The 12,450-nt window shown below is 73.0% G+C and carries 10 protein-coding genes; 2 read left to right on the forward strand and 8 right to left on the reverse strand.

Annotated features, from left to right (window positions below):
- Positions 1 to 105 precede the first annotated feature (105 nt).
- Entirely contained in the window at positions 106 to 432 is a 327-nt protein-coding gene (locus QQ657_RS50930) for a hypothetical protein (RefSeq protein ID WP_284749683.1), read from the forward strand.
- 46 nt (positions 433 to 478) lie between these two features.
- Here the strand turns inward: QQ657_RS50930 and ligD are convergent, their stop codons facing one another.
- Positions 479 to 1,429, reverse strand: a complete 951-nt coding sequence (gene ligD, locus QQ657_RS50935) for a non-homologous end-joining DNA ligase (protein WP_284749684.1) — start codon at positions 1,427 to 1,429, stop codon at positions 479 to 481.
- A 39-nt stretch (positions 1,430 to 1,468) separates the two neighbouring features.
- Here ligD and QQ657_RS50940 point away from each other — a divergent pair, with 39 nt between their 5' ends.
- Positions 1,469 to 2,305 carry a PHP domain-containing protein gene (locus tag QQ657_RS50940; RefSeq protein ID WP_284749685.1) on the forward strand — a complete coding sequence of 279 codons (837 nt, stop codon included), beginning with the start codon at positions 1,469 to 1,471 and terminating at the stop codon, positions 2,303 to 2,305.
- Between the two features lie 34 nt (positions 2,306 to 2,339).
- On the opposite strand, the gene QQ657_RS50945 is transcribed toward QQ657_RS50940, so the two are convergent.
- From QQ657_RS50945 to QQ657_RS50975, 7 genes are all read right to left on the reverse strand, one after another.
- Entirely contained in the window at positions 2,340 to 4,379 is a 2,040-nt protein-coding gene (locus QQ657_RS50945; protein WP_284749686.1) for an MDR family MFS transporter, read from the reverse strand.
- 81 nt (positions 4,380 to 4,460) lie between these two features.
- On the reverse strand, positions 4,461 to 5,297 hold the full coding sequence (locus tag QQ657_RS50950; RefSeq protein ID WP_284749687.1) for an SDR family NAD(P)-dependent oxidoreductase: 837 nt from the start codon (positions 5,295 to 5,297) through the stop codon (positions 4,461 to 4,463).
- A 40-nt stretch (positions 5,298 to 5,337) separates the two neighbouring features.
- A complete protein-coding gene (locus QQ657_RS50955; protein WP_284749688.1) occupies positions 5,338 to 5,802 on the reverse strand; it encodes a GNAT family N-acetyltransferase in 465 nt (154 codons plus the stop codon).
- A 45-nt stretch (positions 5,803 to 5,847) separates the two neighbouring features.
- A complete protein-coding gene (locus tag QQ657_RS50960) occupies positions 5,848 to 7,017 on the reverse strand; it encodes a glycosyltransferase (protein ID WP_284749689.1) in 1,170 nt (389 codons plus the stop codon).
- A complete protein-coding gene (locus QQ657_RS50965; RefSeq protein ID WP_284749690.1) occupies positions 7,017 to 7,823 on the reverse strand; it encodes an alpha/beta fold hydrolase in 807 nt (268 codons plus the stop codon). The genes QQ657_RS50960 and QQ657_RS50965 overlap by 1 nt, the downstream gene beginning before the upstream one ends.
- Complete coding sequence (locus tag QQ657_RS50970; protein WP_284749691.1) at positions 7,820 to 8,125, reverse strand: acyl carrier protein; 306 nt, start codon at positions 8,123 to 8,125, stop codon at positions 7,820 to 7,822. The genes QQ657_RS50965 and QQ657_RS50970 overlap by 4 nt, the downstream gene beginning before the upstream one ends.
- Complete coding sequence (locus QQ657_RS50975) at positions 8,122 to 12,447, reverse strand: beta-ketoacyl synthase N-terminal-like domain-containing protein (protein ID WP_284749692.1); 4,326 nt, start codon at positions 12,445 to 12,447, stop codon at positions 8,122 to 8,124. The genes QQ657_RS50970 and QQ657_RS50975 overlap by 4 nt, the downstream gene beginning before the upstream one ends.
- Positions 12,448 to 12,450: the final 3 nt, after the last annotated feature.

The following is a 12,450-nucleotide window of genomic DNA, read 5'->3' on the forward strand; positions in this document are numbered from 1 at the left end:
CGGGGGGGCCCCCCCCCCCCCCCGCACCCCCCCCGCCCCCCGCCCCCCCCCCCTCCGTCCCTCACACCCGGGTACACCCCCGGGCCCCCCCCCCACGACCAGGTAGTGCCGCAGCGCCGCCACGGCTGCCCCGGGATCCGCGGCGGCGACCGGGAAGACCTCGTCGAAGCCCAGCGCCAGGAGTTCCGCGCGCGTGCTGCCCAGCCGGCCGCCGAGCACCACGGGCAGGCCGGCCAGCGCGGGATCGGCCCGCACGCTGTGGAGGACGTCCACCCCCGAAGTGCCGTGCACCGTGGACAGCACCAAGCAGTCCGGCCGCTCGCGGCGGCAAGCACCGGCCGCGTCAGCCGCCACGCACACGGCGTGGCCTTCGCGTTCGAGCACCACTTGCAACGCGACCAGGCTCCACGCGGCCGCATCCAACCCGGATAGCACGATCCTCACTCCGGGCAGATCCCCGAACCCGCCCGGAAATACGTCAGTCGGGTTCGGGTGGTTCCTCGACGCCGTCGCGGTCGGCCCACTCCAACAGCGGGTCCAGGGAGAACACGGCCTTGTCGATGCCGGCGTGGAGGTCGCCCAGCTCGGCGAAGCGGGCCGGGACGGTGGCGATGGTGAAGTCCCCCGGCTCGGCATCGTCGATCTCGTCCCAGCGGATCGGCGTCGACACCGTGCCTTCCGGGTTGCCGCGCACGGAGTACGCGCTGGCGATCGTGTGGTCGCGGGCGTTCTGGTTGTAGTCGACGAAAAGCAGCCGCGGGTCGCGGTCCTTGCGCCACCAGGTCGTCGTGACGTCGTCGGGCGCGCGGCGTTCGACTTCGTGCGCGAAGGCCAAGGCAGCGCGCCGGACGTCCTTGAAGCCCCAGTTCGGCTCGATCCGGACGTAGATGTGCAGGCCGCGGCCGCCCGAGGTCTTGGGCCAGCCGACCGCGCCGAGTTCGTCGAGGATCTCGTGCGCGACGTGCGCGACCCGGCGGACGCGGTCGTAGCCGCAGTCGGGCATCGGGTCGAGGTCGATGCGCCACTCGTCCGGCTTCTCGGTGTCGGCGCGGCGCGAGTTCCACGGGTGGAACTCCACAGTGGACATCTGGACGGCCCAGGCGACGTGCGCCAGTTCGGTGACGCACAGCTCGTCGGCGTGCCGGTTGTAGCGCGGGAAGGTCACCCGGACGGTCTCCAGCCACGGCGGCGCGCCGTTCGGGACGCGCTTCTGGTGGACCTTCTCCCCCGCGACGCCGGACGGGAAGCGGTGCAGCATGCACGGCCGCTCGCGCAGCGCGTTGACGATGCCGTCGCCCACCGAGAGGTAGTAGTTGACCAGGTCGAGCTTCGTCTCGCCGCGGGCCGGGAAGTACACCCGGTCCGGGTTCGAGATCCGCACGGTGTGCGGCCCGACTTCGAGCTCGACCGCCGCCGACTTCTGCGCCATGCCCAGACGCTACTTCAAAACCGGCGTTACGGTGGCTTGGTGAGCTTGCCGCCGGACGGTCACGTCCACACCGAATGGTCCTGGGACACAGTCACCGGGTCGATGATCGGGTCGTGCGAGCGGGCGATCGAACTGGGGTTGCCGTCGGTGGCGTTCACCGAGCACGCGGACCTGACGCCGTGGCTGATCCCGGAGCCGGTCCGGCCGCTGCTGCCGGACCACTTCCGGGTGCGGCTGCGCCCGGACGGCGTCCTCGAGCCGCCGGACCTGGACGTCGCGGGGTACCTGGCGTGCGTCGAGGAGTGCCGCGCGCGGTTCCCGTCGCTGCGGATCCTGTCGGGGGTGGAGCTGAGCGAGCCGCATTGGCACCGTCCTCGCGCCGACGCGCTGCTCGCGGCCCACGACTTCGACCGGGTGCTCGGCTCGGTGCACTCGCTGCCCGGTGACGGCCACCAGCACGAGGTCACCGTCATCACGGGCCGGCCAGCGGGTGACATCTTGCGCGCGTACCTCGAAGAAGTGCTCGGGCTGGTCGAGTCGACGGCCGATTTCGCGGTGCTCGCGCACATCGACTACGCGCTGAGGTCGTGGCCGGGCGAGGGACCGCCGTTCGTGGCGGCGGACTTCGAGGAGGAGTTCCGGACGGTGCTGCGCGCGCTGGCGTCGAGCGGGCGGGCCCTGGAGGTCAACACGAAGGTGCCGCTGCCGGGCGAGGTGGTGCGCTGGTGGTTCGAGGTGGGCGGCGACGCGGTGGCGTTCGGCAGCGACGCGCACGAGCCGGGCCTGGTCGGCCACGGCTTCGCGGAGGCGGCCGCCCTCGTCGAGTCCAGTGGCTTCCGCCCAGGCCGCACCCCGCACGACTTCTGGAGCCGCTGACCCCGGGCGCCAGCTTTCACGTGAAAGCAGTTCGTCAGGCCAGGGCGTGGCGGCCGTAGGCGCGGACCTCCGTGCTCTGGTCCAGCAGCCGGGCCGCGACCCGGCCGATCGCCGCGTCCAGTTCGGCGCGGTTGCCCGTGCCCCAGTCTCCGAGCCGCGACGCCAGCCAGTCGTGCCAGGCGCGGACCACCTTGGCGAACTCCTCGCGCCCCGATTCCGTCAGCTCCCAGTGGTCACGGGCGTAACGCAGGTGCCCGGTCAGCTCCAGCCGGTTGAACGCCGGTTCGAGCACCGGCGCCGGCACGGCGAAGTACTCCCCGATCGCCTTGAGCGTCGGCTTCTCGCCGCGGCGTTCCCGCAGGTGGACCTGCAGCAGGCACCAGATCCCGCCCTCGTCGAGGTCCGAACCCGCCCGCTCGACGATCGCCGGAGCCACCTTGCGGCGCTCGCGGAAGAACAGCGTCGCGACCGCGCGTTCCAGCTCGCGGTCGTCCGTGCGGGCCTCCGGCATCGCGAAGCCGTCGCCGAGGTCCGGGGCCGCGGCCCGCGCCGTGTCGCGCAGCGGGACCTCCTTCAGGAAGAACGCCAGCACGAACGCCACCAGCCCGACCGGCGCCGCGGCGAGGAACACGACGTGCAACGAATCGCTGTACGCCTGGATCACCGGCGCCGAAACCGAGTCCGGCAGGGCGTGCAGCGCGCTGGGCACCTGGATGACCCGCGGGTCGACGCCCGGCGGCAACGGGTGCGCCGCCACCGCCGCGGCCAGGTTCGGGGTCAGCTGGTTGGCGTACACCGTCCCGAAGATCGCCGCGCCGAACGAGCTGCCGATCGACCGCAGGAACGTCACACCGGACGTCGCGACGCCGAGATCGGCGTAGTCCACCGTGTTCTGCACGGCGATGGTCAGCACCTGCATGCCGAGCCCGATCCCGAGGCCGAGCACCGCCATGTACGCCGACGCCTCCCAGAACCCGGTGTCGCTGTCCAGCCTCGACAGCAGGTAGAGCCCGATCGTCATCCCCGCGGCGCCGACCAGCGGGAAGATCTTGTAGCGGCCGGTCTTGCTCACCGCGTTGCCCGCCGCGATCGACGCGACGAGCAGCGCCAGCACCATCGGGAGCAGCCGGACCCCGGACGTCGTCGCCGAGGTGCCCTGCACGTACTGCATGTACGTCGGCAGGTACGACAGCGCGCCCAGCATCGCGAAGCCGACGACGAAGCTCATGATCCCGCCGACCGTGAACACCGGGTTGCGGAACAGCCGCATCGGCAGCATCGGTTCCTGGGCTCTCAGCTCCACGAAGACGAACGCGGCCAGCAGCACCACCGACCCGATCGCCATCCCGATGATCGTCGGCGAGCCCCACGCGTACTGCGTGCCGCCCCAGCTCGTGACGAGCGTCAGGCCCGTCGCGGCGAGGCCGATGAGCAGGATCCCGGCGTAGTCGATCACCGGTTTGATCGCCGCGCGGGCGTTCGGCATCGCCGACGACGCCACGATCAGCACCACGATGACCAGCGGGATGTTGACGTAGAACGCCCAGCGCCACGACAGGTGGTCGACGAAGAACCCGCCCAGCATCGGGCCGGCGACGGTCACGACGCCGAACACCGAGCCGAGGACACCCTGGTACTTGCCGCGCTCCCGCAGCGGGACGACGTCGGCGATCAGCGCGGTCGAGGTGACCATCAGCCCGCCGCCGCCCAGGCCCTGCACCGCGCGCCAGATGATCAGCCAGACCATGCTGTCGGCGAAGCCGGCGCAGAACGAGCCGATCCCGAACACGATCACCGACAGCTGGAACATCAGCTTGCGGCCGAACAGGTCGCCGAGCTTGCCGACGACGACGGTCATGATCGTCTCGGCCAGCAGGTACGACGTCACCACCCAGGAGAGGTGCCCGGCGCCGCCGAGGTCCCCGACGATGGTGGGCAGCGCGGTGCCGACGATGGTCTGGTCCAGCGCGGCCAGCAGCATCCCGAGCAGCACGGCGCCGAACACGGCGTTCACCCGTGCCTTGCTCAGCGGGGCGGGCCCCGGTTCGTGGGCGACCTCCGCGGTGGCCGTCATCCGCACCCTCCTCGCTCGGCCTCCGAGGCTAGTGCGAACGGTCCACTGTGGATAGCCACCCGTTCCGGTGATCCCGCCAGCTCAAAGGGTCCAGCGGTCCCGCGGCGGCGGCTCGAGGACGAGCTCACCCTCGACGGCCGCGGCGATCTCCTCGGGTGTCCAGACCTCCTGGTACAGCACCGGCCGGATGATGGCGGGCTGGCGGACGGCGTGCAGGTGCCCGTCCGCCAGCCGCAGCACCTGACCGGTGACCCCGGCCGACAGGTCGCTGAGCAGGTACGTCACGAGCGGCGCCACGCGTTCCGGCGGGTGCGCGTCCGGGTTGCCGTTGGGGTCCGCGGCCATCAGGCGGGTCCAGGCGATCGGGCTGACGGCGTTGACGCGCACCCCGCGGCTCGCCAGATCGGCCGCCCACGAATAGGTCATCGACGCCACCGCGCCCTTCGACGCCGAGTAGGCCGCGGCGCCGCGCTGGCCGATCATCGATCCGGACGTCACGTTGACGATGACACCGTTGCCCTGGGCCACCATCACCTTGGCGGCCGCCGTGCCGCAGTGGAACGGGCCGAGGACGTTGGTTTCGACCAGGGCCCGGGTCCGCTCGGCGTCGTCGTCCTCCCACGGCCGGGCGTGGTAGCCGACCGCGGCGTTGTTCACGAGCCCGTCGAGCTTGCCGAATCGGTTGCGGCACACCGTGATCAGCTCACGGGCGTAGTCCGCGCCGGCCACCGAGCCGACGCTCGCCACCGCGGTACCACCGGCCGCTTCGATCGCGGCGACGGTCTCGTGCGCCGGTTCCGCGTCGACGTCGTTGACCACCACGGCGGCGCCCGACTCGGCGGCGTGCCGCGCGAACGCCCGCCCCAGCCCGCGCCCGGCGCCGGTGATGACGACGGCCCGGCCGTCCAGGATTCCCATGCACCCCAGTGTGACCCCGGAAAGGTCCGGACCGCAGCGCTCAGACCGCCCGGGTCAGCGTGACCTCGAACGGCTGGAATCCCTGCGCGCCGTAGAACGCCAGCCCACTCTCGTTGTGCGCGTACGCCTGCACGACCAGTTCGTTCGCTCCGCGTTCCCGCGCCCACGTCACGAACGCCGACACGAGCGCCTCCCCCACGCCTTCGCGACGCCGCTCGGCCGCGACCCGCATGCTTTCCAGCACCGCCCGCACCGCGTCGGGACGCAGGGAACCGACCGGCAGCAGCCGGCCGATCAGGTGGCCGGCCACCGCGCCGTCCGAGCGGGCCAGCAGGCAAAGAGCGTTCTCGTTCTCGACGAGGTCCTGGTAGTAGGGCGCACCCTCACGGGCCGGCCAGCCGAGATCCATGCGCGGATCGTGGGTCCCGGCGTCTTCGGCGAACAATGCTTCGGCGGACTTCACGAGTTCAGGAACTTCTTCGGTGACATCGACGGAAACAGTCATACCCAGCACCGTAACCGCGTGATTAATCGAAGTAAATTACGACTTTCACGGCTTCAAATGGGCCAGGCTTTCGAGCGCGAGCTGTTCCAAATGGCCCGCGGCCGCGGCACTTCCGCCCGCCGCGTGGAACGACGTCGCGACGGTCTCCGCCGCCCGCCGGTACGACGGCTCGGTGAGCACCTCCTCGACGGCCGCCGCGATGCGGTCCGCGCCGGCGCGGCCGAAGCGCAGCCGGATGCCCGCGCCCGCGGCCACCACCTGGGCGGCCACGATCGGCTGGTCGTCGCGGATCGGGGCCACCACCAGCGGCAGGCCGTGCCACAGCGCTTCGCACACCGTGTTGTGGCCGGCGTGGCACAGCACCGCGTCCACCCGGGGCAGCAGGGGCAGCTGCGGGACCCGCGGGCGCACCAGGACGTTCGGCGGGACCGCCCCGAGCACCTCGCCGGGGTCGACGACGACCGCTCGCGCGGCCATCCCGGCGAAGGCCTCCGCCGCGGTCGCGAGGAAGCTCGCGCCCGCTTCGGTGTTGGCCGTGCCGAGCGACACGAGCACCGTCGGGCGGAGCGGGTCGAGCCACTCCCACGGGAAGTCCGATGTGGACGGACGCGAACCCAGCGCCGGCCCGACGAGCCGCACCCGCGGCGGGAGCGGCGCCGCGCCCAGCAGTTCGCGGGTGGTGAAGGCCAGGACGCCGTGCGGGGAGAACCGCGGGTCCGCTGTGCCGCGCCCGTCCGCGATCCGCGCGCGCAGGTCAGCGACCAGCGACCCGACCCACTCCGCGACCTTCGGCATGCCCGCGAGGGGGTCGACGAGCTCGGCCGACGTCGTCGCCGAGGTGACCCACGGCAGGCCGCGGGCCTCGGCCAGCAGCCCGCCGGCGAGAGCCTGCTGGTCGGCGACCACCACGTGCGGCGCGAACGCGTCGATCGCCGCGCCGACGCCCTCGGCCATCGCGTCGGCCAGCGGGATGAGGAAGTCCTCCCAGAGGAACCGCAGCGCGGCCGGTCCCTTGAGCCCGGCCGGGCGCGCGGGGGCCCCGGCGGGCAGGCCGCACGAGAACACCAGCACGTCCGGGCCGGCCAGCTGCCACAGCAGCTCTTCGTGCCCGGCCCAGGCGACCTCGTGCCCGCGCGCGGCGAGCTCGGCCGCGACGCCGGCGGCCGGGTTGACGTGCCCGACCAGCGGCGGGACGACGAACAGGAACCGGGCCACTACCGCGCCCGCACCGGGACGCGCGAGGTGTCGCGGACCCACTCGAAGATCAGCTCGATCGTCTCGGCCGTCCGCTCGACCAGCACCGAGTGGCCCTGGTCGGGCAGGACGACACACCGGCAGGGGTCCAGGTGCGACTCGAAGTGCGGCACCTGCGCGGCGAGCCCCGAGTCGCCGCCGAAGATCGCGAACACCGGGCAGCGCACGGCCGAGAGGTCGGCGGCGATCGTCGCGCTGCGCGGGATGTCCTCGGCGATCGTGGTGGTCTGGAGGATCTTGTTCGCCGCCTTCGACAGCCGCGCGGTGTGCGCGCCGTGGTTGTCGGCGATCCAGCCGATCACGTCGTCGATCGCCAGCCGGGTCTTCGCGTCGGCGAGCCCGTCGGCCATGTGCCGCGTCCACTCCTCCGTCGGCGGTTCGCCCTCGATGACGATCACGCTGGCGACCCGGTCCGGCCGGGCGGCGGCCAGCCCGAACGCCACCGACGCGCCGAACGAGTTGCCGACGACGTGCACCGGCCGCGTGACCCCCGTCGCGTCGAGGACCGCGACGAGGTCGCCGACGAACTCCTCCAGGTGGTACCCGGACTGCGGGCGCGTCGTGCGGCCGTGCCCGCGCAGGTCGTACATCAGCACGTCGAGGCCGCGCTCGGCGAACGCCGGGCCGAGCGTGAAGTAGTAGCTGGCGAGGCTGTCGGTGAGCAGCCCGTGCACGCACACGACGATCGGCGCGTCCCCGTCGAGCGGGACCTCCGGGGAGAGCCGCTGGACGTGCACCTCCAGCTCGCCCGCGCGGATCCGGCTCACGCCGCGGCCCGCAGCGAGGCGACGATGTAGCGGACGAGCTCGCCGACGGTCAGCGCGATGATCTCCTCGAGGTCGCGCTCGGCGATGAACGTCGCGAAGTTGACGCGCTCGCCGTAGTGCTCGCGCAGCTGCCCGGACAGGGCCACCAGGTCGACGCTCTCCAATTCGAGGTCGTCGTGGAAGGTCGTGTCCATGGTGATCTCTGCGTCGTCGAGGCCGTACTCCTCGAGCAGCTCCTGCAGCATCCCGGCGAGCTGCGTGAGCACGGTCGCTTCGTCCGTTGCCGTGGTCTCGATGCTCATTCCGCGGTCTCCTTCGTCTCTTCGGTCCAGGCGACGACGTAGCGGCGCGGCGGTGCGCCGGGAAGGCTGTCGACATCGGTGCAGTGCACGGCGTGGTCGGTGCCGGCGGCGCGGACGGTGAGCGCGTCCGGCGCCGCGGCGACGACTTCGAAGTCCCGGGGCTCGCCGCGCAGCCCGGTGCCGAGCAGTTTCGCCACGGCTTCCTTGGCGGTCCAGAACCGGGCGAACCAGCGTTCCGGATCGCCGGGCAGGCCGGCGAACAGGGCCTGCTCACCGGCGCCCAGCGCGGCGTCCACAGTGGACTCCGCGCGCGGGACGACCTCCTCGACGTCGATGCCGCACCGGCCGTGCCGGGCGATCGCCACGCCGACCTCGCCGCGGTGGGCCAGCGAAACCGTGAGCGGCGGCAGCTCGCGGCCGTACGCCCCGGTCGCGTGCGGGCGGCCCGCGTCGTCGTTGCCGATGCGCAGCTCGGCCGGGAACATCTCGGGTTCGCCGCCGGCCCAGAGGAACTGGCGGACGGCGTCCTTCGCCGCGATCCGCCCGAGCAGCCACTGACGCCGGCCGCGCGGCGGACGGTGGTCGTAGGCGTCGCGTTCGGCGCCCGCGAGGTAGTTGCGCATGATCAGCTCGCGGGTCGCCAGGTCGGGCCACTGCTCGTGCACCAGCGCCCAGTCGCCCGGCTGCTCGTGCGACAGCGTCGAACGCTCCGGCGTGCGGTCGGCCTGCCGGATGTGCGAGGTGCTGTCGAAGCGACGGTCGCGCCAGCCGGTGAACTCGGCCCAGACCTGCCCGTCGTGGACTAGCTGCATGTCGGCGTCGAGGAACTCCTCTGTCAGCGCCGTGATCTTGACCAGGCACTCCAGGCGCTCGCCCGGGGCCGGGTGCGGGCCGTGGAACCGGATCTCGCGCATGCCGACCGGGAAGACCGTGGTGCGTTCGGTCAGCCGGGACATGATCCAGTAGCCGAGCACCTGGCCGACGTTGTCGAGCAGCGCGCCGGGCGCGGCGGGCGTCGTGAGCACGGCCCGGACGTGCCGCTCGCCGACCGCGGTCAGCTCGCTCACGCCCTGGAAGAGCGGACCGTGGAACATCCAGCGTTCGCTGTAGAGCTGGGCCGCGGTGGTCTCGGGCACCTGCTCTTCCGACGCGGGGAACCGCCATGGCGCGGGCGCGCCCGTGGGATACGCCGGGGCGAGTTCGACGGTGGCCTGGGAGTAGCCGTCGAGGGCCGCGAGCACACGGTCGGGGCCCTGCGGCCGGACGCGTACGCCGACGGTCGCCGCTGGCACCGCCGTGATCCACTGGGTCAGCCGGACGTCGTGCACCGCGACCGCGCGGCGGCCGGGCGCGGCCTGCTCGGCGAAACCCATCAAGTGGTCGATCACCGTCGTCGCCGGCACGACCGGCCAGCGGTCACCCGGGTCGGCCTGGGGCGGCTGCTTGAAGAAGCAGTGGTCGAGCAGGTACGGCATCGCCTCGACCGACACGCTCAGCGTCGTGTCCAGGTCCTTCGGCGGCGGAGCTTTCACGTGAAAGCTCTGCCCTGGGGCCGCACTTTCACGTGAAAGTGCGGCCTCGGTGCGGCCTGAGAACACAGTGGACGCCAGGTCGGCGGTGTCGGCCAGCAGGGCGGCGAACTCCGCGGCCAGCGGGCCCTTCCCGGCCAGTTCGTCCACAGTGGAATTCCGGGCGGCCGGCAAGGCGATCCGCGCGCGGACCTCGTCGTCCAGGGAGATCAGGTGGCCGCCGAGGTCCAGCTTGACGGCCCGGTGCGGGGCCGGGCGGTCGCCGGGCAGCCGGGTGAAGTCGATGTCGGCGCCGTCGGCCCACAGCGCGGTCGCGACCCGGCGCAGCTGGGCGAGGCCGGGCCGGTGCGCGGAATGCGCCGCCACGACCAGGTGGTCCTCGCCGTGCAGCGTGTCACCGACCAGCGAGCCGAGCTGCCCGGCACCGACCTGCACGAACGCGCGGACGCCGGCCGCGTGCATCGCGCGCACGAGCGGCCGGAAGCGGACCGGTTCCAGCAGGTGCCGCACGAACAGGTCTCGGACGTCCGCCTCGGCCTCCGGGTACTGCGCCACGGTGGTCGCCGACCAGATCGGCAGCGTCGGCGGGTGCAGCGTGAAGCCCGCGGCCGCCGCCCGGATCGGGTTGAGGTACGGCCGCAGCATCGGCGTGTGGAACCCGGACCGGAACGGCAGCACCTGGGCCACGATCCCGGCGTCCCGGAACCGCGTCACGAGCGTGTCGACCGCCGCCGCCGGGCCGCAGATCATGGCCTGGTTGGGCGAGTTGTCGTGGGAGAGCACGACGTCGTCGCGGCCGGCCAGCTCTTCGAGCACGCGGGGCGCGGGCGCGCCGATCGCCGCGAAGGCCAGGCCGGGGACCACGAGCGCGTCCGGGTCGAACCCGGCGAGGAACGCGTCGACCTCGGTTTCGGCGTGGATGCCGGCGACGGCCATCGCCGTCCACTCCCCCAGGCTGTGGCCGGCGACGGCGTCCGGGATGACGCCCATCCGATCTAGCGCGGAGTTCAGCAGACGACCGAGTTCGAACACCGCGGTGCCCTGGCGGCCGACGTCGCCGACCTCGATGTCGTCGTGGTCCCACGGCAGCCCGAAGTGGCGGGCGACGTCACCGCAGTTGAGCGCCAGCTCGGATTCCAGGCCGGGGAACAGGAAGGCCAGCTTGCCGCCGCCCGCTCCGAGCAGCGGGCGGTCGGCGAACCAGACGTCGTTGCGGCCGCGCCAGGCCCGGCCGCGGGCGACCGCCTTGCGGGCCAGGGCCAGCCGCTTCTCCGTCGGGTCGACGATGCCGAGCCGGACGGGCCCGGTGCCGGTCCCGCGTGCTCCGGGGCGGTCGAGCAGGTCACGCAGTTCGTCGACCGACCGCGCGGCGAGCCGCAGGATCCGTTCGGGCTCGCGGACGACGACCGGCGTGGCGCGGCCGGGGGCTTGTTCCAGCACCACGTGGGCGTTGATCCCGCCGAACCCGAACGCGTTGACCCCGGCGCGGCGCACGTCGGCGTCCCACGGCCGGGCCGTGTCCAAGGTGGCGAACCGGGTCTTCTCGAGCAGGGGGTGCGGGTCGTCGCAGTGCAGGGTGGGCAGCAGGACGCCGTGGTGCACGGCCAGCGCCGCCTTGACCAGGCCGGCGATCCCGGCGGCGGGCATCGTGTGCCCGATCATCGATTTCACCGAGCCGAGCACCGCGGCACCCGCGGTGCCGAAGACCTCCGCGAGGGTCGTGAGCTCGGCGGTGTCGCCGGCCGGGGTCGCGGTGCCGTGCGCTTCGAGGAGCCCGATCGAATCCGGGGCGGCCGGGTCCAGGCCCGCGGCCGCCCACGCCTGGCGCACCGCCCGGACCTGACCGCCGGAGTCCGGGTTGGCCAGGCTCGCGGTCCGCCCGTCGGAGGCGACGCCGGTGCCGGTGATCACGGCGTAGACGCGGTCGCCGTCCCGCTCGGCGTCGGCCAGGCGCTTGAGCACGACGACACCGGTGCCTTCGCCGATGAGGACGCCGTCGGCGTCGCGGTGGAACGGCCGGATGCGCTCGGACGGCGACAGCGCGCCGAGCTGGGTGAACACGCTCCAGAACGTGATGTCGTGGCAGTGGTGGACGCCGCCGGCGAGGACGACGTCGCAGCGGCCGGTGGCGAGCTCCTGCACGGCGTGGTCGACGGCGATCAGCGAGGACGCGCACGCGGCGTCCACTGTGTACGCCGGTCCGCGCAGGTCGAGCCGGTTGGCCAGCCTCGACGCGGCCAGGTTGGGGACGAGCCCGATCGCGGATTCCGGTGCCTCCGGGCCGAGCTGGTCGGTGAAGGCCTGCCGGACGGCGTCGAGCCGGGTCTGATCGAGGTCGGGCAGCAGCTCGCCGAGGGTGCGGACGAGCTGGCTCGCGGTCCGGACGCGCTGGTCGAGCCGGACCAGCCCAGGCGTCAGGTAACCGCCGCGCCCGAGCACCACGCCCACCTTGGCCCGGTCCGCGGGCAGGCGGTCGGGGCCGCCCGCGTCCGCGAGCGCCTGCGCCGCGACCCGCAGCGCGATCAGCTGGTCGGGTTCGGTGGCGGGCACGGAGTTCGGCATGATCCCGAACCCGGTGACGTCCACTTCGGCCAGTTCGTCGACGAACCCGCCGCGCCGGCAGTAGACGCGGTCGGCGCGGCGCTGCTCGTCGGGCGCGTAGTGGACGACGTCCCACTTCTCCGGCGGCACTTCGGTGATCGCGTCGACGCCGCCCGAGAGGTTGCGCCAGTACGCCGCGAGATCGGGGGCGCCGGGCAGCAGCACCGACATCCCGACGATGGCCACGCGCATCCC

The organism is Amycolatopsis ponsaeliensis, assembly GCF_030182635.1.
Classification (GTDB): domain Bacteria; phylum Actinomycetota; class Actinomycetes; order Mycobacteriales; family Pseudonocardiaceae; genus Amycolatopsis; species Amycolatopsis ponsaeliensis.

Coding starts and splice junctions, on each gene's coding strand:
- ligD (WP_284749684.1), bottom strand. CDS start 1,429: ATGGCGCAGAAGTCGGCGGCGGTCGAGCTCGAAGTCGGGCCGCACACC.
- QQ657_RS50975 (WP_284749692.1), bottom strand. CDS start 12,447: ATGCGCGTGGCCATCGTCGGGATGTCGGTGCTGCTGCCCGGCGCCCCC.
- QQ657_RS50970 (WP_284749691.1), bottom strand. CDS start 8,125: ATGAGCATCGAGACCACGGCAACGGACGAAGCGACCGTGCTCACGCAG.
- QQ657_RS50955 (WP_284749688.1), bottom strand. CDS start 5,802: ATGACTGTTTCCGTCGATGTCACCGAAGAAGTTCCTGAACTCGTGAAG.
- QQ657_RS50950 (WP_284749687.1), bottom strand. CDS start 5,297: ATGGGAATCCTGGACGGCCGGGCCGTCGTCATCACCGGCGCCGGGCGC.
- QQ657_RS50945 (WP_284749686.1), bottom strand. CDS start 4,379: ATGACGGCCACCGCGGAGGTCGCCCACGAACCGGGGCCCGCCCCGCTG.